General features: G+C 63.0%; 18 protein-coding genes and 1 tRNA gene. 9 read left to right on the top strand and 10 right to left on the bottom strand.

The annotated features are described in order from the left end of the window. The first annotated feature begins 217 nt into the window (after positions 1-217). The 6 genes from NG898_RS11850 (at position 218) to NG898_RS11825 (ending at position 9836) form a co-directional block, all read left to right on the top strand. Complete coding sequence (locus NG898_RS11850) at positions 218-886, top strand: response regulator (protein ID WP_252692464.1); 669 nt, start codon at positions 218-220, stop codon at positions 884-886. Positions 887-890: 4 nt separating this feature from the next. After that, complete coding sequence (locus tag NG898_RS11845; RefSeq protein WP_252692463.1) at positions 891-5225, top strand: ATP-binding protein; 4335 nt, start codon at positions 891-893, stop codon at positions 5223-5225. Positions 5226-5370: 145 nt separating this feature from the next. Beyond that, positions 5371-6993: a flavin-containing monooxygenase gene (locus tag NG898_RS11840; protein ID WP_252692462.1), complete on the top strand. Its 1623-nt coding sequence runs from the start codon at positions 5371-5373 to the stop codon at positions 6991-6993. Between the two features lie 26 nt (positions 6994-7019). Beyond that, the gene (locus NG898_RS11835) at positions 7020-7910 is read left to right on the top strand and encodes an SDR family NAD(P)-dependent oxidoreductase (RefSeq protein WP_252692461.1); all 891 of its coding nucleotides are present in this window, start codon (positions 7020-7022) and stop codon (positions 7908-7910) included. Positions 7911-7920: 10 nt separating this feature from the next. Beyond that, complete coding sequence (locus NG898_RS11830; protein ID WP_252692460.1) at positions 7921-8943, top strand: alpha/beta fold hydrolase; 1023 nt, start codon at positions 7921-7923, stop codon at positions 8941-8943. Further along, positions 8940-9836: a metal-dependent hydrolase gene (locus NG898_RS11825; RefSeq protein ID WP_252692459.1), complete on the top strand. Its 897-nt coding sequence runs from the start codon at positions 8940-8942 to the stop codon at positions 9834-9836. Before NG898_RS11830 ends, NG898_RS11825 begins: the two co-directional genes overlap by 4 nt. Positions 9837-9927: 91 nt before the next feature. Here the strand turns inward: NG898_RS11825 and NG898_RS11820 are convergent, their stop codons facing one another. Then, positions 9928-10746: a MerR family transcriptional regulator gene (locus NG898_RS11820; RefSeq protein WP_009239702.1), complete on the bottom strand. Its 819-nt coding sequence runs from the start codon at positions 10744-10746 to the stop codon at positions 9928-9930. Between the two features lie 86 nt (positions 10747-10832). Between NG898_RS11820 and NG898_RS11815 the strand changes: the two genes are divergently transcribed. Continuing rightward, positions 10833-11990: a hypothetical protein gene (locus NG898_RS11815; RefSeq protein WP_252692458.1), complete on the top strand. Its 1158-nt coding sequence runs from the start codon at positions 10833-10835 to the stop codon at positions 11988-11990. Then, on the top strand, positions 11987-13060 hold the full coding sequence (locus NG898_RS11810; RefSeq protein WP_252692457.1) for a DUF2993 domain-containing protein: 1074 nt from the start codon (positions 11987-11989) through the stop codon (positions 13058-13060). The genes NG898_RS11815 and NG898_RS11810 overlap by 4 nt, the downstream gene beginning before the upstream one ends. A gap of 16 nt (positions 13061-13076) precedes the next feature. Here NG898_RS11810 and NG898_RS11805 read toward each other — a convergent pair whose 3' ends face one another. Further along, positions 13077-13490 carry a surface-adhesin E family protein gene (locus tag NG898_RS11805; RefSeq protein WP_252692456.1) on the bottom strand — a complete coding sequence of 138 codons (414 nt, stop codon included), beginning with the start codon at positions 13488-13490 and terminating at the stop codon, positions 13077-13079. A 175-nt stretch (positions 13491-13665) separates the two neighbouring features. Then, a complete protein-coding gene (locus tag NG898_RS11800) occupies positions 13666-14559 on the bottom strand; it encodes a c-type cytochrome (RefSeq protein ID WP_252692455.1) in 894 nt (297 codons plus the stop codon). Between the two features lie 381 nt (positions 14560-14940). Between NG898_RS11800 and NG898_RS11795 the strand changes: the two genes are divergently transcribed. Then, a tRNA-Arg gene (locus tag NG898_RS11795) sits at positions 14941-15016 on the top strand. 506 nt (positions 15017-15522) lie between these two features. On the opposite strand, the gene NG898_RS11790 is transcribed toward NG898_RS11795, so the two are convergent. The 7 genes from NG898_RS11790 to NG898_RS11760 all read right to left on the bottom strand — a co-directional run bounded on the left by NG898_RS11790 (position 15523) and on the right by NG898_RS11760 (position 21591). Next, on the bottom strand, positions 15523-16095 hold the full coding sequence (locus tag NG898_RS11790; RefSeq protein ID WP_252692454.1) for a DUF4304 domain-containing protein: 573 nt from the start codon (positions 16093-16095) through the stop codon (positions 15523-15525). Between the two features lie 121 nt (positions 16096-16216). After that, the gene (locus NG898_RS11785; protein WP_252692453.1) at positions 16217-16888 is read right to left on the bottom strand and encodes a hypothetical protein; all 672 of its coding nucleotides are present in this window, start codon (positions 16886-16888) and stop codon (positions 16217-16219) included. A gap of 102 nt (positions 16889-16990) precedes the next feature. Then, entirely contained in the window at positions 16991-17599 is a 609-nt protein-coding gene (locus tag NG898_RS11780) for a DUF6985 domain-containing protein (protein ID WP_252692452.1), read from the bottom strand. Between the two features lie 45 nt (positions 17600-17644). Next, a complete protein-coding gene (locus tag NG898_RS11775) occupies positions 17645-18241 on the bottom strand; it encodes a hypothetical protein (RefSeq protein WP_252692451.1) in 597 nt (198 codons plus the stop codon). 56 nt (positions 18242-18297) lie between these two features. Further along, positions 18298-18642, bottom strand: coding sequence for a hypothetical protein (locus NG898_RS11770; RefSeq protein WP_252692450.1), 345 nt, complete (start codon positions 18640-18642; stop codon positions 18298-18300). A gap of 54 nt (positions 18643-18696) precedes the next feature. Further along, positions 18697-19602, bottom strand: a complete 906-nt coding sequence (locus tag NG898_RS11765; RefSeq protein ID WP_252692449.1) for a PDDEXK family nuclease — start codon at positions 19600-19602, stop codon at positions 18697-18699. A 288-nt stretch (positions 19603-19890) separates the two neighbouring features. After that, positions 19891-21591, bottom strand: a complete 1701-nt coding sequence (locus tag NG898_RS11760) for a DUF4236 domain-containing protein (protein ID WP_252692448.1) — start codon at positions 21589-21591, stop codon at positions 19891-19893. Positions 21592-21955 lie beyond the last annotated feature (364 nt).

Here is a 21955-nt window from a genome sequence, read left to right as displayed (position 1 = left end):
GCGAGGCAATCGCGAGCATTGTGCCACGCAGCGGCGCACCGCCCTGGTCCGAAATCATGGCTGCGATGACAACACGCAGCCACAAATCTGCACCAGAAAAGCGCAGATCGGGGTGTGCGAATAGGACTTTTCCGATGTTCCGCCCTAGAGGCTTCGGCGATTCTCAGCAATGCGGCAAACACATTGCCACACGTTACACGCTCGGAGACACGTCGACATGCAGACCCCAGTCCAACTCGTCATTGCAGATGATCACCCTGGCGTGGTGGCGGCCCTGCGGCGCCTCGTCTCGGCGGTCGACGGTTTCGAGGTCGTGGGCGAAGCCACCAACGCCGATGAGCTGCTCGCCGTGCTTGGCCGCGTGCGCTGCGACCTCGTCATCACCGACTACGCCATGCCCGGCAGCCGTTATGGCGACGGCATCATCCTGCTCGAATTCCTCGTGCGCCGTCACCCGGACCTGCGCGTGATGGTGCTCACGATGCTCGAGACCCGTGCGTTGATGAGCAACATCCTGCGCGCGGGCATCAAGGTCATCGTGAGCAAATCCGACGAGCCGCAGCACATCCTCGAAGGCATGCACGCAGCGGTGGCTGGTCGCATCTATCTCTCGCCGCTGCTCAATGCCAAGCTGCTTTGCCGCAACGGCGAGCCGCAGCCCGCCGAGGACGACCCCGTCACCAAGCTCGGCAAGCGCGAGCTGGAAGTGCTGCGCATGTACGTGACCGGCAAGACGGTCAGCGAGATCGCCGTGCAGCTCAACCGCAGCGTCAAGACCATCAGCTCGCAGAAGCAGACGGCCATGCGCAAGCTCGAGCTTGGCACCGAGGCAGCGCTGTTCGACTTTGCCGTGCGCCACGGACTGCTTGGCAGCGGTGAGGCCTGAGACGATGGCCCGCGCCACACGCTCGGCCTCTGCCCGCCTGCGCCTCGGTATCGGCGCAGGGTTGCTTGCTTGCGCGGTCGCGCTGGGCTGGGCGAGTGGCACGCGCGATGCCGACGCGGAGGATGCGGCGCAGGCCGTTCAGCGCCTCACACAGTTTCCATCCAAGGTGACCGTGGGCGTCATCAGCGATGCCATGGCGCCGCTGGAAGGCGTCGAAGCCGACCGGCTCAGCGGCTTCTCCGGCGATCTGCTCATGCATCTGATTCCGCAGGATCAGGTACGCGTCATCCCGCACGTCTTCGCGCGGCGTGACGACCTGCTCAAGGCGGCTTGCCGGGGCGAGGTCGACATCATCATGAGCGTGGCACCACGCTCGCAATACGACGAGTGCCTCATCTATTCGGCGCCATACCTGGAACGCCCCACCGCTGTGGTCGCGCGCGTCGACAACACACAGGTCGCGCAGAATCCTTTCGCTGCTGGCATGCGCATCGCCGTCGAGCAAGGCTCTTCGCTCGAAGAAGAGCTGGCGGGGCAATACCCCAGCATCCGGCTCATCAGCACGCCCACGGCGGCCGACGCCCTCGACGCCGTGCTGCATGACTTGGCAGACGCTTACGTGGGCGTGACCTATCCGACGCGTGAGTTGATGTCGCAGCCGCGCTACCGGCGGCTGTCGATCGTGCAGCTTGTGAACCAGCAGGTCGATGCATTGCACTTTGCAGCGCCGCGCGCCCAGGCGATGTTGATCCGTTATCTGGACCGCCATCTTGCCCAGTTGCCCGACGCGACGATGAGCGAGCTGCGCGCGCGGTGGATCACGCAAGGGGGCGGGTGGTCCGTGGGCCTGCAGTTGTCGGACGACGAGCGGGCCATGCTGGCGTCGCTGCCGCCGCTGCGCTACGCCGCCGACCCCGACTACATGCCGTACACCTTCAACGGGTCGGGCGGCGGGATGCTCGGCATCTTTCCCGAATACCAGAACTTCCTGTCACGCACGCTCGGACTGCGCTTCGAACGCGTGACGGTGCGCGACTGGGCCGACGCGCTCGCCAAGGCACGCAGCGGCCAGATCGACATCCTGCTGGGCATGTCCGACCAGGATTCCCGCCCGCCCGGCTTTACGCTCACGCAGCCGATCGACGCCACGCCGATGGTGATCGTCGGGCGCAGCGACGCGCTCACGGTGGCGGCGCTGCCCGAACTTTCCGGCAAGACGGTCGCGCTGCCCGCGAGCGATACGCTGACCACCCTGCTGCACGAAAACGTGCCGAAGATCCGCATCCTGCCCGCCGGGTCCGTCAACGACGCGTTGTCCATGGTGGCGGCGGGCGAGGCCAATTTCACCATCGTCAATCTGCCGGTGGCCGACGCGCTGATCCGCCACCACTTTCCGGGCGAACTGAAGGTCACGGGCTCAGCCAACACGATCGAGAGCCTTGGTGTGGGCGTGTCGGCGCGGTATGCAGCGCTGGTGCCGCTCATCAATCGCGCGCTCTTTGCCATGCCAGAAGGTGAGCAGGTGAGCATCCGCAACAAGTGGCTGTCGGTCAGCTACCAGCTCGGTCCATCGGCGTCGGCGGTGCTCGGCAAGTTTGGTCCGGTTGCCGCGCTGGTGCTGGCGGCGCTCGTAGCGCTATTCATCAAGCAGATGCAACTGCGCCGCGAAAACCATCAGCGCCGCCGCGCCGAAGAAACCCTTGCCCGCCAGCTGAGCTTTCAGCGCGCGCTGATGGAAGCCGTGCCGTTCCCGCTCGTCGCCAAAGACGCCGCGCAACGTTACGTTGCCGTGAATGCGGCGTTCTGCAACATGTTTGGCCAAACACGCGCGTCGCTGCTCGGGCGCACGCCGCAGGAGCTGGGGCTGTATTCGGTCAGTAATACGTTGCCGCTGTCCGATATCAACCAACGCGCGGTGGAGATCAGCGAAAGCACGCGCGAAGAACTCGTCATCGACACGCCAGACGGGCAATCACGCAACGTGCTGTACTGGATCGAGCCGTTCCATCTGCCGGATGGGCAACCTGCGGGCACCGTCGCCTCGCTGGTCGACATCAGTGAGATCCGCGAAGCGCAGGCGCGGGCCGAACGCCTTGAGCAGCGCCTGCGCGAAGTCAATGAATCGCTGCCGGCGCTCGTCTATCAGTTCGAGCTGCGGACAGGCCAAGCAGCGGGACGCATGACCTACGTGGCTGGCAAGGCGCACGAAACGCTAGGCGTCGAGCCCGAGGATTTGCTGGGTTACCTGTCAACGCCCGAGCTGCTTATTTTCCAGGACGACCGGGAACGCATTCTCGAGAGCGTGCTGACCTCCGCGCGAGAGCTGACGCCGTTCGATCAGCGCTTTCGCCATGTCAGCCCAGACGGTTCGGTGCGCTGGCTGCACGCGCGCTCGATTCCGCACCGCGAAGCTGACGGCCGCACGGTCTGGAACGGTTACCTGAGCGATGTCACCACGGAGCGCGAGCAGGCCGATGCGCTGGAAGCTGCCAAGAACGCAGCGGAATCGGCGTTGCACGCGAAAGACCGTTTCCTGGCCATGATGAGCCACGAAATCCGCACGCCCATGAACGGCGTGCTCGGGCTGGTCGAGCTGCTGCAGCAGACGAAGCTCGAAGGCGAGCAGAAACAGATGGTCTCGATGGTGCAGGATTCGGGGCGCGCCCTGCTGCACATCCTCGATGACATCCTCGATTACGCAAAGGTCGAGGCCGGCCGGCTGGACATCTCGCCGTCGCCCACAGACTTGCGCGAGGTCTTTGACGGCACGGTCGGCCTGCTGGCAAGCCGCGCCCACGAGAAGGCGCTCGCCGTGCACGTGGACGTGGCCGCCAACGTACCGGCCAGCGTCTCGGTCGACAGCATTCGTCTACGGCAAATCCTGTTCAACCTGCTTTCCAACGCCATCAAGTTCACCGATACGGGCAGCGTGCAGCTTTCGGCAGAATGCACGCGCGTGACGGACGACACGGCGCACCTCGCCATCTGCGTCTCCGATACGGGCATCGGCATCTCGCCGGAGGTTCAGGCCACGCTGTTTGCGCCGTTCGTGCAGGCCGAGCGCTCGACCACGCGGCGCTACGGCGGCACCGGCTTGGGCCTGGCGATCTCTCGCCAGCTTGCCGGCCTGATGGGCGGCAAGCTCGTCATGGAGAGTGTTCCGGGGCACGGCACGGCGGTCACGCTGCATTTGGCCGTGCCGATGCTTAAGGCGCGGTATGCGTTGCCGCAACTGGCGGGCTGCAGCGTTGCCATTGTTGTGGATGACCCGGCCGTGCGGCACAGCCTCACGCAATTCGCGATCGCGGCCGGGCTGCAAGCGGGCCCCGCCGCCAACGCCGACATCCTCTTGGGCTCGACCGCCCAGGCGGATGCGCGCGCCATCCGCATCACCCCGGAAACGTGTTATTCCGGACCCGGCAACACGCTGAGCATCAATCCGCTGAACTGGCACGCATTTGTGCAGGCGTGCGAGCGCGCGCTCCCCCCATCTGATCATGTGCAGGCGACCAGCGTGGCTGTACATGCGCTGCCGGCAGCAACACCCTGTGATGCGCCGGGCGCGCACATCCTCGTGGCGGAAGACCATCCAATCAACCGCGAACTGATCGCCAAGCAGCTCCGCCTGCTGGGTTATCGAGTCACGCTCGCCGAAGATGGCGTCGTCGCGCTCGAGCGCCTGCACGAACACCGGTTCGACGCGTTGCTCACGGACTGCCATATGCCGCGCATGGACGGCTTCGATTTGGCGCGGCACATCCGCCAGGAGGAGCGCGCGGGCGGCCCGCGCCTGCCCATCATCGCCATCACGGCAACCACGCTCGCCGAGGAGCACGCGCGATGCCGCGCCGTGGGCATGGACGCGAGCCTGCTGAAGCCCACCACGCTTGTCACGCTGCAGGAAGCGCTGGCTGCGCTGTGGAGCCACGAAGCCGCCGCAAGCGCAGATGCGCCCCCGGAGGCGCCCTTCGCCCTGTCGCTCGACGATCTGCACGCCGCGCTGGGGGCCGACCCCGCAGCAGCCGGGCTGGCGCAGGTCTTCCTGTCGTCGCTGGCCGACGACGCGCTGCGGCTCCAGCCGCTGCTGGACGCGATGGACCGCCCTGGGCTGCGCCAGTGGGCCCATCGCACTGGAGGCGCGTTGGCGCTGCTTCACAACCCGAGCGTCGACGCCACGTTGGAAGCCTTCCGCCGTGCCGTGCAAGACGGCAGTGAGCGCGACGTCCGCACGGTCGCAGGAAGCGCTATGCGGCTCCTTGTGCACATTAATACGCTGCTGAATGCCTTTACCCCGGCGCCGGCATCCGTTGTGCAGTGCACGCAAGTGACGGATTCATAAGGGAAAACCGTTTCAAGCGATCGATGCATCGCTTTTAGATGAACCGTTCCAATCGGCCGATTGACTCGGTCTAGGCAGCCTCCTACGATGACATCGACCAATGTCACATTAAGAGGCGCCCAAGTGGTGCCCACGGAGACACCACGTGAACGCACGGACCGACTTTCCGCGCGCCGACGCCTTTGCATCGGCACCACACAGCGCTGACACCCCGCTCCTGATCGATGCCGCCATCATCGGGACGGGCTTTGCTGGCCTGGGCATGGCGATCCAGCTCAAGCAGCACGGCATCGACAACTTCCTCGTCTTCGAAAAGGCGGGCTCCGTCGGGGGCACGTGGCGCGACAATCATTACCCCGGCTGCGCGTGCGATGTGCAATCGCACCTGTATTCGTTTTCGTTCGCGCCCAATCCGGACTGGTCGCGCATGTATTCGCCGCAGCCGGAAATTCGCGCGTATCTGGAGCGCTGCACCGATGAATTTGGCGTGCGCCCGCACGTGCGCTTCCATCACGAACTGACGCGCGCCACGTTTGACGAAGCCGCCGGTGCGTGGAATCTGGAAATGGCCGATGGCCGCCGCTACCGCACCCGCACGCTGATCTCCGGCATGGGCGGCCTGAGCCGTCCGGCCTGGCCGAACATTCCCGGCATCGAAAACTTCCAGGGCAAGGCTTTCCACTCGCAACTGTGGGAGCACGACTACGACCTGCGCGGCAAGCGCGTGGCCGTGATCGGCACGGGTGCCTCGGCCATCCAATTCGTGCCGCAGATTGCGCCGAAGGTCGGCCGCCTCGACCTGTATCAGCGCACGCCGCCGTGGATCCTGCCCAAGCCCGACCGCAAGGTGTCGCGCGCGGAGCATTGGCTGTTCCGCCACCTGCCGTTCACGCAAAAGCTGATGCGTACCGGCATCTACTGGATGCTGGAGTCGCGCGTGCTGGGCTTTGTGATCCACCCGAAGCTGATGAAGGCGGTGGAGCGCATGGCGCGCGGCCACATCAAGCGCCGCATTGCCGACCCCGTGCTGCGCGAGAAGGTCACGCCGAACTACACCATCGGCTGCAAGCGCATCCTGATCTCGAACGACTACTACCCCGCGCTCACGCGCGAGAACGTCGACGTCATCACCACCGGCATCGCACGCGTCGAATCCAACGCCATCGTCACCACCGACGGCACGCGGCGCGAAGTCGATTGCCTGATCTTCGGCACGGGCTTTCATGCAACGGACCCGTTCCCGCGTGGCGTGCTGCTGGGCAGCCAAGGCGTGGACATTGTCGACGCGTGGGACAAGCACGGCGCTGAGGCCTACCTGGGCACCACCGTGTCGGGCTTTCCGAATTTCTTCATGGTGGTGGGCCCGAACACGGGGCTCGGCCACTCGTCGATGGTGTTCATGATCGAGTCGCAGGTGGCGTACATCGTCGATGCGCTGAAGTCGATGCGTGCGCACAACGTGGCGGCCATCGACGTACGCCCCGACGTGCAGCGCCGCTTCAACGACAGCATCCAGAAACGGCTGTCGAATGCGATCTGGTCTGCCGGCGGCTGCGTGAGCTGGTACCTCGACCCGAAGACCGGCAAGAACACGACGCTGTGGCCGGGATTCACGTGGCAGTTCCGCCGCGCGACCGCGCATTTCCGGCTGGCGGATTACCGCACGCGCCCAATGACCGTACCGAAGGGCGTGCCGTTGCGCGTGCCCGCCCGCACGGTGCCCGCCGCTCAGAACACCCCCAACGAAGAAGCGCTCGACCGCGTCTGACGCGCTCGCCCCACGGAGACCACGCCATGAAGTCATTCAATAACCAGGTTGCCGCCATCACGGGTGCCGCGTCGGGCATGGGCCGCTCGCTGGCGCTGCAGCTGGCACGCGAAGGCTGCCACCTCGCGCTGGCCGATCGCAATGAAGCTGCGCTCGCGCAGACGCTGCAACTGGTGCGCGCGCATGAAGGCGACCGCATCCGCGTGACCACGCATGCCGTGGACGTAGCCGATCGCGCCGCCGTGTACCGCTGGGCCGAAGAAGCGGCCGCCGCGCACGGCAAGGTCAACCTGATCTTCAACAACGCGGGTGTGGCGCTGTCCAGCACGATCGAAGGCATGGAAGACGACGAGCTGGCCTGGATCATGAACATCAACTTCTGGGGCGTCGTGCACGGCACCAAGGCGTTTCTGCCGCTGCTCAAGGCAACGGGCAACGGCCACATCATCAATACGTCGAGCATCTTCGGCATCTTCGCGCAGCCCGGCATGGGTGCCTACAACGCCAGCAAGTACGCCGTGCGCGGCTACACCGAGGCACTGCGGCAAGAACTGGATCTGATGAACTGCGGCGTGTCGGCCACATGCGTCCATCCGGGCGGCATCAAGACCAACATTGCCAAGTCGAGTCGCGTCTCGCCGAGCATGAACGGCTTCCTGGTGCGCGACGAACAGCAGGGCAAGGCGGAGTTCGAGAAGTTCTTCATCACCTCGGCCGACAAGGCTGCGGAGGTGATTCTGGACGGCGTGCGCAAGAACAAGCGTCGTGTGCTGATCGGCCCCGACGCCCACGCCGCCGATGTGATGGCCCGCTTGCTGCCCGCCGCATACCAGGCGCTGGTCGTGCGCGAAGCCCGCCGCACGCGCAAAAAGGCGCTGCGCGACAATACGGCGCCGGCCACCGCCCGCGCAAAGTAGGAGGCAGCCGATGAACACGGCCACCACCGGAGAACTGTTCGCCAGCCCCCCGCGCGCGAACCTGCTCAACGTTGCACGCGCCATGCTGCGCCCGGGCCGCATCGGCCTGCGCAGCATCGGGCGCGACGTGCTGATCGCGCGCTACGCCAAGCCCCAATCGCGCTACCTGCCGCTGATGGGCACGCGCGTGCATTACACCGACGAAGGCGCCGCCAACTCGGAAGGGACGTTGCTGCTGATCCACGGCTTTGGCGCATCGCTGCATACGTGGGACGGCGTGTTGCCGCAGCTCACGCGGCGCTATCGCGTGATCCGGCTCGACCTGCCGCCGTTCGGCATCACCGGCCCGCTGCGCGACGCACAAGGCCGCCCGCGCACGATGGAGCTGCCGCTGTACCGCGACTTCATCGACGCGTTTGTCGATACGTTGGGCTTGTCGAAACTCACGCTGATCGGCAACTCGCTCGGCGGCATGGTGTCGTGGGACTTTGCCGTGCGGCACCCCGGCCGCGTCGAGAAGCTCGTGCTGATCGACTCGGCAGGCTTTCCGATGAAGCTGCCGATCTACATCGATCTGTTCAATCACCTGGGCGTGCGGCTGACGTCGCCGTGGATGCTGCCCGAGGGGATCATCCGCGCCGCCACGCGCGATGTGTATGGCGACCCGTCGCGCGTGTCCGAACCCACGCTGCGCCGCTACGCCGATTTCTTCTATGCCGACGGTGCACGACAGGCCATCGGCAAGATGGTGCCGAAGTTCCGCTTTGACGATGTCGATACCAGCGGGCTGGCCTCGATCCGAGTGCCCACGCTCATCCTCTGGGGCCAGCGCGACCGGTGGATCCCGCCCGCGCACGCCGGCGAATTCGCCCGCCGTATTCCCGGCGCCACGCTGCGCATGTATCCGGCACTCGGCCATATCCCGATGGAGGAAGACCCCGTACGCGTGGGGACCGACCTCTGTGCATTCCTAGATCAAGGGCGCGCATCGACGCGCCTTTCAGAAACCACATTCCAGGAGAACCGTCCATGATGCCAGTCCGCCGCGACGTGCATCCTCACCTGCCGGCTGATCGCATCAGCAACTGGCACGAGCGAGGCCCGCACGTGACCCACTTCCTGAACGCGCTGTCGATCTTCTTCCCGACCGGCGAGCGCTTCTTCATGGACAGCGTGCGCAACTACCGCCATCTGGTGACCGACCCCGAACTCAAGCAGGCCGTGGCCGGTTTCATTGGCCAGGAAGCCATGCACACGCGCGAGCACGTGCTGTACAACGACCTGCTCGACCGGGCCGGCCTGCCTGCCACGCGCATCGACCGCTTTATTGGCAAGTTCCTGAACGTGCTGCGCAAGTACACGCCCAAGTCGCACCAGCTGGCCGTGACCGTGGCGCTCGAGCATTACACCGCCATGCTGGCCGGCCAGGTGCTTTCACATGAAGACGGCCTGGGCCGCAATTCGGAACCCGGCTACCGGCAGGTCTGGCTGTGGCACGCCATGGAAGAGACCGAGCACAAGGCCGTCAGCTACGACGTATGGAACCTGGCCATCAAGCCGGGCGTGGGCCGCTACCTCACACGCACGCTGACGATGTTGGTGACGACCGTTACCTTCTGGGCGATGGTCTTCTACGTGCACTTGCGGCTGATCTTTGCGGATCGCACCTGCAAGAACAAGTTCTTCGGTCTGGGCAAGGCGTTCCACTTCCTGTGGATTCACCCGGCGCCGCTGCGCAAGATCATCCCGGAGTTCTTCGACTTCTTCCGGCCCTCATTCCACCCGTGGGATGAAGACAACCGTGACGCACTTGCACGCCTGCCCAAGCTGATCTCGGAAATCGAAGCCTATGCGGCAGCGAATGGCGAAGCACCGTCGCCGTCGATCCGCCGCAAGCTCTCGACGGCCGGTGCAGCAGGATCTTGAGCAGGCATTCAAAACGCCTGCAGCACCCATCGTATCGGGATCAAACTAGAAATAGATAAGGCGCGCCCCACGCAAGGGCGCGCCGGAGACACTAGCCTTTGTCCGGCCCGGGCGCGCTGCCCGGCGGTTCATGCATGTGCTCGATGACCTGCGCCACGCGGTCGCCCAGGTATTTGTTGGCGGCCGTCTCAAGCGCACGCATCAGTTCGGCTTCGACCGCCACCAGCGCCAGCGGACGGATGCGCCAGATCACGTCGACCAGACGCGGCACGTCTTCGACCGGCGGCAGATCGCTGCCGTACTTGTCGAGTTCGCGCACGACCATGGAGACGAGATCGTCGGCCACCGCCTGCGTATGCGGCCGAGCACGCTCGATGATGTCGAGCACTTCGACGAGCGGGAAACCGGCCTTTGCCATCTGCGCGCCGGCCAGCAGTGCTTTGGGGCTGCGCGCCAGATAGCCGAGGCCATCGGGTTCAAGCAGGCCAAGCGAGATGGCCCGTGCCAGCGCCTGACGCGACATGGCGCGGCCAAACAGCTTGGCAAGCGCCAGAAGCGAGTAATGCTTGGGCGACTCGTCCGACCACGGGCTGGCGATGGCCGATTCGAGCCCGAGGATGGAGCGCAGGTCATGGCCTTCGACGATGGCCTTGAGCAGCTCCTGGATGTTGGAGAGCGTGTAGCCGCGCCCGAGCAGGTGGTTGATGAGCTTGAGCCGCCCCAGATGCGCCTGCGTGTAGATGCCCACGCGGCCGCGCCGCTCGGGCGGATCGATGAGGCCGCGGTCCTGATACGAGCGAACGTTGCGGACAGTGGTTTCAGCCGCGCGCGCCAGTTCGTCGATAGTGAACTCGCGGGCGGGCGGAGTGGCAGGCGGACCGGCGTCGCCGGTTGGTTTGCGGGCAGGCATGCAAAAAATTCTACACGAGCGCGGCGACAGACCGCGTCGGTGACCGGAACGTTTCCGGTGCGTTTCTCACGACGAGGAGACCGTCGATGTGGGACTTGACCTTGCGTCATCGTAATAGCGCGCTCCGGGCTGCGGGGGCGGTGGTTGCAGCGCTGCTGCTGCAAAGCTGCGCCACCGCCGGCGATGGCCACGGCGCCATCGAAGCCGAAAAAGCGAAACAGCTTGAAGACGCCCGGGCCCAGGCGCGCGCGCCGTTCCAGTCAGGCAACCTCGCCACACGCGAGGTGCGGCCCGCCACGCTGCGCGATTCCGGCCAGCCCGACGCGATCTCGTATCTGCGTCATGTCGATTTTCGTTTCGATGGCGGCGTGGGCTTCCTGGTCGATCAGCTCGCACTGCGCATGGTGCCGCGTGCACCGGGCGACCCGGTGTGGCTCGACGATGTGTCGTCGTACACGCTGCAACCGGTGAATGGTTTGGTGCGCGTCACGGCCGAGAGCATGGCTGCGCTGTTCAATACCGTGGTCTTTGCGCGCGGACCGGGCGAAGACCCTCCGCTGCGCAACTTCAGCTTCGCGCTCGACGACGGCACGCTCGACATGCGCGCCGAGATGCGCCGTCGCGGCGCCTGGGTGCCGATCGAACTACGCGGCCCGCTCGTGCTTCGCGATCCGCAGACCATCGTGTTTCGCCCCAACGTGGTCAAGGTGCGCGGGCAGGACGCCGGCGCGCTGATGGGCGCGGCGCATATCGAACTGGCCGATCTGCTGCCGGTGTCGACGCCGGCCGTGCAATTGGCCGGCAGCGAAATCGTCATGCAGGTGCCCAAGCTGTTTCCGCCGCCCGCGCTGGAGTTGAAGCTCTCCGCCATCCGCGTCGCGCGCGACGGGCTCCTCATGCAGATCGGCGATGGCAACCCGCAGATGCCGCCGCTGGCCAACGCCGCTGACGCGCAGCGCCCGTACATCCTCTTTCGCGGCGGTGACATCCGGTTCATGCGCTCGATGCCGATGAATGCGCGCATCGATATTGTCGTGGCCGACCCGGCCAAGCCTTTCGTATTCAACCTGTACCGCTATCGCGATCAGCTTGTGGCAGGGTCGCTGCGCTTCTCGCCCGACGGCGGCATCCGCGTGCTGATGCCCTCGTTCGACTCGATCGCCGCTGCCAAGCCCGCGAAAGCAACTGCCGTCGCCAAAGCGGGCAAGCCTGCCCTGCAACTCGCCAAGAGGACCGCGCCATGATCGCCCCCGCCTTCGCTCTCGCCGCTCTGATGTTGCGCCTGGCGTTGGTGGCGCTCGGCTTGGCCGGCCTCGTGGCCAGCGCGCTCGCCCGCGCGGCCGAGCCGCCGATGGCCAGCGCGCAACGCAAGGAATTGACCACGGTGCGCCAGCAATGGGCGCAGCGCTGCGATCCGTCCTCGGGCGCGCCCAACGCCAGCGGCCCGGCCGCGGCGCGCGACTCCGGCACCGCACCGCCCGTCGTGCAGATGCGCGATGTGGATTTCCGCATCACCGGCGACATCGGTTTCCACGTGCATCAACTGACCGCGCAGCTCGTGGCGCACAAGCCGGGGCAGCCCGTCGACATGGACGATCCGGGCCAGTTCGACATCCGCATCCTCGGCGGCGAAGTGACGGTGCCCAAGGAGTCGCTCGACGCGCTGTTCAACCGGTATCTGCTCGACTATTCGCCGCGCTCGCTCAATGCGCTATCGCTCACGCCGGGCGACGGCGTGCTCGACGTCTCGGGCGGGCTCAAGCTGCGCAACCATTTTCCCGGCGTGTGGCTGCCGTTCGGCATGCGCGGCACATTGGCGCTCAAGGAATCGCGCTACCTCGTCTATACGCCCACCGAGGCCCGCGTGATGGGCATCCAGACGCTGGCGCTGCTCAAGGGAATGGGGCTGGAGTTGTCGCAGCTTGCGCCGCTCAATCGCGACGGGGCCAAGCTGGACGGCAATGACATGGTGCTGGATCAATACACGGTCTTCCCGCCGCCGCGACTGATCGGTCAGATGAAAACGGCGCGCGTCACGCCCGAAGGGCTGGTGCTCGGGTTCGGCCCCGCGCCCGCGATGTGTGGGTCTGCACCAACCGACGCGGCCAGCCGCATCTGGATCCAGTCCGGCGACTTGAAGATGTACAACGTGCTGGTCACCAACAGCCGCATTCTCGTGACCGATACATCAACCCGCGGGCCGCTGCGCTTCGACCTGTACCACTACCGCGAGGCCGCCGCACGTGGCACCACGCGCATGGACACGGACGGCACGCTGCGTGTCGACCTGGCGCCGGCAGCAACCGTCCAGTAACGCCATCGTCAGCGCGCTATTTTTGGCAAACGGCGTGCAGAATCGCCTCACCCTCTGAGCGCGGCACGACGGCTTCCCAGCGGGGGCCGTCGATGTTCTTGGTGAGCACCGTGGCGTGCTGGCCATCCTGGATCAGCGCGCTGACCGGCAGGATGCGCCCCTCCTTGCAGTCATAGACGGACGTGCGCGTGTCGTACTGGTACGCCCTACCGTCGGAGAGCTTGCGCGGGGCGTCATAAGCGTCGCGCGTCGTGGCGCGCACGGTCCCATCCTTGTTGTGCTCGATGGAGTCTTTGTCCAGATAGAGCGAGCCGCCGTTGTCGGCCAGCGGGGCCAGCTTGACCCAGTTGTCGGCCGCCATGGCCGTCGAGCTACCGATTGCCAGCACGGCAGCCACCCAGTAGATCAGCGTCGTTCGTTCCATTCGCATCGCAACCTCCGTTTGCCTCATCGCACAGACGTACGCGGAGCGAAGCAGCAGGGCTGCCTCGTTCTCCGCACATTCGAACTAGGCGTAGCAAACGGCATGCCCCAAGTGTGACGCTGCCGCGGCAGGCAACAAAAAAGCCCGCACGGGGCGGGCTTCTTCGGGAAGGCAGGACGGCTTACTTGGCGGCAGCGGCCATGTAGTCGACGGCGGCTTTCACGTCGTCATCGGAGCCGGCATAAGTGCCCTTGGGCGGCATCGCGCCCTTGCCGTGCAGCGCGATGTCATACATCTTGGCCTTGCCTTCGGCAATGCGCGGCGCCCAGGCGGCCTTGTCGCCAAATTTGGGCGCGCCGGCCACACCGGCGGCGTGGCACATCTGGCAAGTCGAATCGTAGACCTTCTTGCCGACCTCGCCTGCGGAGGCTTGCGGTGCCGCAGCAGCAGCCGGCACGGCCGGAGCTGCTGCAGGTGCCGGCGCAGCAGCGGCCGGAGGAGGAGCAGCAGCCGGTGCCGATGCTTCCGGTGCCGATGCAGCAGCCGGTGCCGCAGCCGCGCCCGCCGGAGCAGGCGGCTCCTGCAGCTTGCCGCCAGCGGAGTTGGCCATGTAGACGATGGCGCGTTCAATTTCGTAGTCGCTAACGTCATCCGGCGACGTGCCGCCGCGCGCGGGCATGCCGCCCTTGCCGGCCAGCGCCACCTTCGTCAGGCCATCCAGGCCCTGCGGCAGGCGCGGACCCCAGCTTGCCGCGTCGCCAAATTTGGGCGCGCCAGCCACGCCTGCTGCGTGACAAGTCGCGCAGACTTCCTTGTAGAGCTGCTCGCCCGTCTTGAAAACGTGCGGTGCGTTCGGGTCTTTCAGTTCGAGCTGCGCAACGGGCTTGATGCGATCGTTGACGGCCTCTTCCGACATGCCGGAACCGCCCGCGCCTTCCCTGGCGCCAAGGCCAACGTAATTGGCCAGCAGGATGATGATGAGAATGGGAACGACAAAGGCGGCGATCACCGCGATGATCAGCTGCTTGGGGGTCTTGATCAGAGGCTCGTGTTCGTCGTGTTGCGCGTCGCTCATGCTCAACTCTCAGGATGGTGGAACCGCTCTTGGAGCCCTCAGAGCGCCGCCGGCAAGGTCACGAGCATCGCCGGCAGGGCGTGGGGGCCGCATTGGATCGCGATGAGGGCAGGAAGACCATGGCGATTCAATCGCCGCGTCGGCCCAGACAGACCTGTCCCCGTCTTTCTTCTGGCAAATAACGCGCGATTATATCCGTAATGCTTTGGCCTTTGACACGCGGGACAGCCCTAGGCGCCGCTTTTCGACCTGCGTCAAAAACCCAACGAAACGTTGCAGCAGCAGGCCTCGTACCCAGGGGTTCACGGGCGTGCGATGGACGCTTGGGCCCAAATGCGCTATCCTGCGGGGCTTCTCTTTCGGTGCGTTCTGTGCCGATATGCGCCCGTAGCTCAATGGATAGAGTACTGCCCTCCGAAGGCAGGGGTTGCTGGTTCGATCCCAGCCGGGCGCGCCAAAAATCAAAGATTTACGCAACTTGTACGGTTTTGTGGAGTTACCCTACTGTTGTCGCAAACGACACGAGTAGGTACTCCTAGGCTGGAATCCCCTCGTTTGGACAGAGCCGCAAAGCAAGACGCCGCGCGGTGGACCCGGCGCGGCGCCTGTTTTGGCGTTTAAGTCCTAGCGGCCGGCCTCCCGCCCCCGCGCTTCAGGACGCCAACTACCTCCATCGTCTTGTGCTGGGCTCGCTGAAGGTCTCCGTAGCGGTATGAACCGGCACCCCTAGCAGCCATGGCCCTAGCAACCTTCCGGCGGGAAGGATAGATGCCCCGGTCAAGTAGCACGGAGCTTTCCTCACGGTAGGCCTGGTCAAAGGCATCTCGCTTAGCCTTCAAAGCGAGTTGCCTCGATTGAATGCCTCGCGCGACAATTTCCTCGCAAACCTCCGGGGCGACCCGCCTAACGAATTTCTCCGAAACATCCAGGAGAGTCGCAAATTCGCGGACTGTCGTAATCCAGCTACACGCAGCAAGTGCCTGCAGACGCGGGAACAGTACATCGCTCGGTAGCTGCGATGGCGGCCTTCAGCCTGTTGGCAGCCTCTTCTCGACTGCCAGTGACCCAGGCCGAGCAAACGGACAGCAGTGACGGCGTGTCTTTAAGAGCAGCTGAAATTTGCCAGTTCTCTGTATGAGCATTCAGCCACGGCAGACCGAACAACTGCATCTTCTCCATGACGTCTGCAGAGATGGCGTTCAAATCCGAGTCCGGTGTGACGCTCCACCAGCGGTCTTCACCGTGGGCGAGCACACCAAGCCGTTTACGAACCGTTGACTCGTATTCCTTGGGCTTCCCCTCAAGGGGCTTCTGGCCAGCCAGAGCGGCAATAGCTGTCGCGTAGACACCAAGATTGATGGCGAACTTCCCTTCGTTCCCCATATTCCCTTGACTGGCTTGCACGTTGACGATTAGCCAATTGTCACCTTGGCTCTTGTGCCAGTTACGCCCACTCTTCTTGAAGCCGTGCGCCTTCATCCAATCGGCCAGGCCAAGCCGAATTACCTCATCGATGCTTTGAGCAATCTGACTCATATGGCGGGTGTGTAACTCTGAGATAGCGAGCAATGGTGCTGGGCGACCGCTGCTGGCCGGGAGCAGCCGCCTAGTCGCTCCGTTGGTGCAACCGTAGCTGCCGCAATCGCTGCTTGTGGATTTAGCCCTGCCGAGTCTGAATGGCGGCGAGCGCCATCTTTCCGGCTCTGGATGCCTGCGGATGCCTATGCTGAGCGCACAGTTCGGCAATCTCCGTAAGCTGAAGGGTTGGACGAGCAGAGATTTCCAGCGCGACTGATTCGGCAATAAAGAAGTCTTCGTCACCGGCCAATTCGCGGAGCAACAGGCTATCACTCAGGTCAAGTGAAGGCACGAATGGCGGCACAAGCTCGTCCCTGTTTTCTAAGGTGAGCAGTTGCCGTATCCACGTACTGAGGCCGGCTTGGTCAGCAGCAATGGGTGAACGCGGTGGATGTTCCTCTTCAAGCCATTGCCCCTCGCTTCTGGCGCGAATCGCAGCCGAAAGAAACTCCGCAAGCGACGCATAGACGATGCGACTGTCGCCATTGTGGCAAAGGAAAAACACAGCGCCCTTCAATGGGCCCGCATTCACATAGATGTGATGGTTGCTTGTTTCTACGTCGTCCAGGACAACGCCATCAAGGGCGTCCACAATGGGATGGCCTCTGACCGACCTGGTCCACTGCACCGCCTGTTCCGCAGTCAGCACGTACTGCGAACGCAGCGGGGGCGTATGCATGCCGCCCTCCGCCGCTTGTTCAAAGAAACGCACGAGTTCATCTGGAAGAGACTGGAGTTCAGGTTCCGCCATTTGTGGCTGTGCTGCGCGCGCGGCCGGCTTTATTCCCAGTGACGCTATCACCCAGGAGAATAGCTTTCGCATAATCGTACGCATGGCCTCACTGTGGCTCAATTATTGACGGCTATCCTCGTACTTCCGCACGTCAACGTCGTAGTGTCCAAGGCCAACAGGTTCGCCGTTGCGGATGACCACTGTGACACCGTGTTCCTCTTCCCACGCGGGCAGGCAATCGAGAAGAGCAAACCGACCTTCCACACAACCATTCTCAATCTCGTTGATGCGAATGCCCACCCATTCAATCTTCCGTTCTACGTCTTCTACGCCATTCTCAAAATAGCACGGGTGCCTGGGGTCATCTGCGGCAAATGGTACAAAGCGGAATGGTTCACGTCGTTTGAACAGCCGAGCGAAGAGTCCAGAAGAAGTGGCCGGCGTCGATGCGGCCGGGTCCCCAAATTCGACCTCATCGCGCGCACGCAAAGCGTCTCCATAAAGCATAGACCTGATGCGCTCACGGGCGCTGTGAGGCAAGGTGGCCAAGTCATTGAGTGTGGTGACCGTCTTGTCCGAAATAGCGGCACGACCGTCTGCCAGCCAGATTTCAACCGGTAACGTGTGCCCGTAGCATGGAACGGCAAGCTCCATGCGTCCATGTAGTTCCCCTTGCTCACTGGCCAAAGTCAGTGTGGCTTCGATTTTGTCTCGCCCCAAGGTGTTCATCGGTCTTGCTCCAAAGCAGTCATTCGGTGCGGCCGCAACGCGAGGTCAAACAACACGGCCGGCACGCGGCTTCCAGATGTTCGTACGTGGCACGTATTTCTCATATCCCGTTCCGTCATCAACGCCGACGACTCGATGGCCGAAACACTCAACCAGCGCAACAAGACTGCCGGTACCGCCAAATGGGTAACCATGCGGGTTGAACTCTAACGCATGCTGTGTTGCTCGCGGTCGGATTGCAATGAGGTCGTAGTCCCCATTCCAGAATGCATCAAGCATGGAAGCGAAGTCCCACTGCGGCGTCAGCATCTCAGGGGAATGTCGCTTCGGAAGCGGAGTGGAGAACCAATATTCGTTCCACTCGGCTATTTCTTCCGCAGTCAGGTTCGAAAAATAGGAACGTTCACCATCGGTCAGATAAGCCGATAGTTGTGACTCGTCGGCGGGCTCATCGCTATCCTTCGCGGCCTTCACGAGGTCAAAGAATTCCGTCAGCCGCTGTAAAGCCTTCTCGCCATTCGATTCGAATACAACGCAGCAGTAAACCTGGCTGCCTGGAGCGGCCGCAGCCTCTACGACCTTTTCTGAGGGTGGGGCGGGGTGTGCTGGCGAGGCCGCCGCGCGCTTTTTGAAGGGCCACATATATGGTTCGAATCAGTTGAATGACAGGCGCACGGACCGGTCGTGGCCGAACTGAGTCAAAGCTCGCCCCGCTGGCGGGCCGCCTCCAAAAGCGCGTCAACGTCCACGATGGCATCTTCAGCCTTGACCTGTTCCCAAGGGGGAATCGGGCAGCCGGGCTCTTGTACTAAGATGAACAGTCGACCACCTTCACACAAGCAGTCGACGTAGAAGCCTTCGGCGACGCAGGCGGCAATCTCGGCCTCGACCTCTCTGGCGTCAACGTCCTTGGCGTTCGGCTTGTCGACGCCCGCGTAGTGCACAAGCCGGCACGACGATGTGGAAGGGGCCGAAGACCTGAACGTCGCAATCGCTTGCTGGCAATTTCCATCCGGTTCGATGTGCTCAAGGTCGTCTGGCATCAGCATCCGGCAAAGGTTGATGAATGTCTGGTCGTGGCCGGAAACCGACTGCGGCTAGCCCCCGACCAGGAACGATTTCAGCGTAGTGTCATCCACGTCTCGGTCATAGGCAATTTCGACAAGGCGAACGCCGTTCTTTTGGCACAGCTCCCGCTTACGGTTGTCTCGCTCTTGTCCGTTCTTGAATGCCGCTTCTCCGCCGAAATAGTCAACCGCTCGGTAGTGTTGGACACCGTGGTACTCGACGGCGACATTGAGGCCGGGAATCCAGATATCGAGGTGCTGGCGCCCCAGCCACCTCGGTTGCCCGTGAGCGATGACTTCCATGTTCGGAAGCAGCTGTCGAACTCGATACAGTAACTCCGTTTCGGAGACCCAGGCCTCGCCGATGGCAGGTACCCCCACGGACTGCCGTACATCATTCTCAGCTTGCCGAACAAGAGAGAACAACGTCTTGCTGAAATCGGGCGTGGCATCTAGTCGCCGCAACCAAGCACGAGCTTGAGCCTTTTCTTGGCCGAATTTTCGAAGCCGGTCGGGCAGTAGCTCCCGGATGAACTTCTCGTAGCCTGCCAGCGTCTGCAAGCGCTTCTCGCTAGGGTCTTTGGTAGCCGCGTCCTTGTAGCGTTGGAGGGTCTTAGCGACCTTCGCCTCCAGCTCTTCCTTCGCTTCAAGCAACCCCTCTCGAATGCGTTCCCGTCCGTCAAACCATCGTATGGCGGGAACCTCAATGGGGCTCCAAATGCCACGTTCGGCGTCGAAGTATTGGGTTTTGCCGGGGTAGCCGTGACGTCTACAGTCTTCCTTCGACATCCCGGCTTCCAGCTCCAGTTTGGGAAGGGCATGTCGCCGGAGAAGCTCCCAACGAGCGTGAGGTTGTAGCGCCTCTTGAATCTCAGTTGCGTGCTTCGCGTAGAAGTCGGTAGAAGGCATGCTGTACAGCGCGGGAATTCGATACATTTCCCACGCCTCAGGAGGCCGTTCGCATGCGTACGCCACGGACCAGTGAGCTTCAAGTTGATGGCTTCCCAGAGGGGCAGTACCAGGTGCGCTCGCTTGCCGCCGCATTGCGGCTAGGAACTCAAGTAGGTCACTTTTAGTCATCGAGGCTCTTGAGGCGGACATGCCGCGGGGATGCACATCGGCGGAGATATTGGTTACGACCCCGGGGCAGCCTGTTGCGGCCTGACTTCAGGCTCACACCAAAAGGCATTGCAATCTAGGTGCGGGCCCCGCGGTCCCAACAGATTACTGCGCGGCGGTATCCCCCGTATTTGCAATTTCGGAAAGAACCACCCTTTGGTCCGCGTACCAACGGGCCACGCACTCTCGGTCGTGACATTGCCGTTCCCGGTAGTTCCATTGGGCCCGCGTCCGCTCTTTGAACGCGATGGGGTCTGTGGCAGCAGCCTTGGCTTTGGTGTAGATGCCCGCGAGCTGCACATCAGCCGCGGCCAGTTCCGGGTCGCTGCAGATGATGTGCTCCGCATCCGAGCGAGCCTTTGTGCAGTCGAAGCTCGTCTGTTGGAAAGATGCAGGTGGTGCCGTGACCTGGGTGTCGATATTCGCTCCGCTCTGTCGCGCCCAATTGGCCAGCGGGGTCTTGTCAATCGGAAGACCCGGCCATTGGTACGTTCTGACGACTGCGCTGCTTGATGAGCCAGGCGTCTCGATGATGACGAAATCCCCCTTGCCCGTCGCCTCGCTGATTGCAAATGCCGCTTTTTCCGAACTGCACGCGTGGGCCATGCAGCCAGACCCAACCAGATACCCATCCTTTGATTGGATGCCGGCGGCATCGGTCACCGTCAGACGCTCTGAGATTTTTGCCCAATCTGCGCGTGAGATGCTCTTAAAGGCCGCCCGGAAACGGCGGTCATTGACGACGTCTGACGGATACTTGCCTACGAGCCAACTGAATGCCCCATCTGACCGACCAGTGCTGAGAGTAGGTGCGGTTGCCGCCGTCGGCGCGTCCGAGGATGCCACTGACTGGACGGATGCTCCACTCTGGTTGGTCGATTGGTGTGAGGGCACGAGTAGAGCGTAGGCACTGGCGACCAGAATCGCTGCTGCAGCTCCAATGACTTTTAGGGGCACAAAGTCGTTTCTGACCTTGAGGGCGGGCCGCGGTGTGACTTCAACCTTGAGCAAGGAATCAAACCATTGATTGGCATTGTCAATCGCCGCCGCGATGACCTCTTTCCTTCGTGTGAACGTCACGGCGTTGTAGCCGCCATACACGAGCGCCGCAGCCACAAGAAGCAACCCAGCGGGCACGCTGTGCGCGAGGATGAAACACCCAACCAGCCCCACCACAAGCGGCGCCATCAATGCCGGCGGTTTCGGCCAAGTGCGAACGGTACTCAGGAGCGTGGTTGATGCAGTTCCTAGGTCGCCAAGCGCGCCCTGATGCTCAGCGCACTTGCGCTCTATTTCGTACACGGCGGGCATGGCTTTCTCTTTCTCCGCGAGCGAAATCGAGCCGATGTCGAGCGCCAGTCTGATGGCCTTTGTGGTGACCTCAAACTCTCGCGATAGGGTCTCGAGAAAGGGTTGGTGCTCCTCCAGGGTGACGGCTTCGCCGAGGTCGTCTGCCACCACATGCACACCGTGGGAGATGAAATACCGAACCAATGCGGAGGACGTCCGGTTCTGGACCATCAAAACGAAGTCCAGGGTGGCCTGCTCCCGTTTCGACAAGCGCTCCGTGTTTGCGGAGTCGATACGGCTGCTACCGGCAACGACGGAACTAATGGGGCGAGAGGTCCTTTGAGAATGGAGTTGCTGTGTAAAGCGAATTCCCGTGCCAGGAATGCTAGCCGTGACGCGTCCACGCGTGTTGTAGGTAAGCCCCTTTACGCCAATTGATGTGCTTATTCCGCTTTTGCTGAAATTCACACGAATTCCGGGCGCTATCTTGACGCTTCTTCTAAAACTCCAGCCCATTGTCCCGCCCCTTTTTAGATTTTGGTCGTGAATTATCTATATCCGCTTTTTTACGGAAATCACGCCAAATCCCTTTGCTCTGGTATTCAACGAGCATAGCGTAGCCGAACGGCACCGATATGCGCCTCACCCCCTACGAAAGAGGGGGCATGGTTGCTTGCGCACCAAGCGTAGGTCAGCGCCACAACTCTTGCGCGGGAAGGTGCGGGTCAATGACAGTTTTCTTTTCTTAACAAGTCCACGACCAGCTCACCCATCAACTGAATCGCACCAATTTGGAGCACCAATTAGTTCGACGGGATTACCCCTTCGGTAGGGATTTGTTATGAAATAAGATATTCTTAATTCTGATTAAAAAATAGCG

The organism is Ralstonia mojiangensis (assembly GCF_023955645.1).
GTDB lineage: Bacteria > Pseudomonadota > Gammaproteobacteria > Burkholderiales > Burkholderiaceae > Ralstonia > Ralstonia mojiangensis.
This window is presented reverse-complemented; position numbering and strand designations above follow the sequence as displayed.

Coding starts and splice junctions, on each gene's coding strand:
- NG898_RS11850 (WP_252692464.1), top strand. CDS start 218: ATGCAGACCCCAGTCCAACTCGTCATTGCAGATGATCACCCTGGCGTG.
- NG898_RS11845 (WP_252692463.1), top strand. CDS start 891: ATGGCCCGCGCCACACGCTCGGCCTCTGCCCGCCTGCGCCTCGGTATC.
- NG898_RS11835 (WP_252692461.1), top strand. CDS start 7,020: ATGAAGTCATTCAATAACCAGGTTGCCGCCATCACGGGTGCCGCGTCG.
- NG898_RS11830 (WP_252692460.1), top strand. CDS start 7,921: ATGAACACGGCCACCACCGGAGAACTGTTCGCCAGCCCCCCGCGCGCG.
- NG898_RS11825 (WP_252692459.1), top strand. CDS start 8,940: ATGATGCCAGTCCGCCGCGACGTGCATCCTCACCTGCCGGCTGATCGC.
- NG898_RS11820 (WP_009239702.1), bottom strand. CDS start 10,746: ATGCCTGCCCGCAAACCAACCGGCGACGCCGGTCCGCCTGCCACTCCG.
- NG898_RS11815 (WP_252692458.1), top strand. CDS start 10,833: ATGTGGGACTTGACCTTGCGTCATCGTAATAGCGCGCTCCGGGCTGCG.
- NG898_RS11810 (WP_252692457.1), top strand. CDS start 11,987: ATGATCGCCCCCGCCTTCGCTCTCGCCGCTCTGATGTTGCGCCTGGCG.
- NG898_RS11805 (WP_252692456.1), bottom strand. CDS start 13,490: ATGCGAATGGAACGAACGACGCTGATCTACTGGGTGGCTGCCGTGCTG.
- NG898_RS11800 (WP_252692455.1), bottom strand. CDS start 14,559: ATGAGCGACGCGCAACACGACGAACACGAGCCTCTGATCAAGACCCCC.
- NG898_RS11790 (WP_252692454.1), bottom strand. CDS start 16,095: ATGAGTCAGATTGCTCAAAGCATCGATGAGGTAATTCGGCTTGGCCTG.
- NG898_RS11785 (WP_252692453.1), bottom strand. CDS start 16,888: ATGGCGGAACCTGAACTCCAGTCTCTTCCAGATGAACTCGTGCGTTTC.
- NG898_RS11780 (WP_252692452.1), bottom strand. CDS start 17,599: ATGAACACCTTGGGGCGAGACAAAATCGAAGCCACACTGACTTTGGCC.
- NG898_RS11775 (WP_252692451.1), bottom strand. CDS start 18,241: ATGTGGCCCTTCAAAAAGCGCGCGGCGGCCTCGCCAGCACACCCCGCC.
- NG898_RS11770 (WP_252692450.1), bottom strand. CDS start 18,642: ATGCCAGACGACCTTGAGCACATCGAACCGGATGGAAATTGCCAGCAA.
- NG898_RS11765 (WP_252692449.1), bottom strand. CDS start 19,602: ATGTATCGAATTCCCGCGCTGTACAGCATGCCTTCTACCGACTTCTAC.
- NG898_RS11760 (WP_252692448.1), bottom strand. CDS start 21,591: ATGGGCTGGAGTTTTAGAAGAAGCGTCAAGATAGCGCCCGGAATTCGT.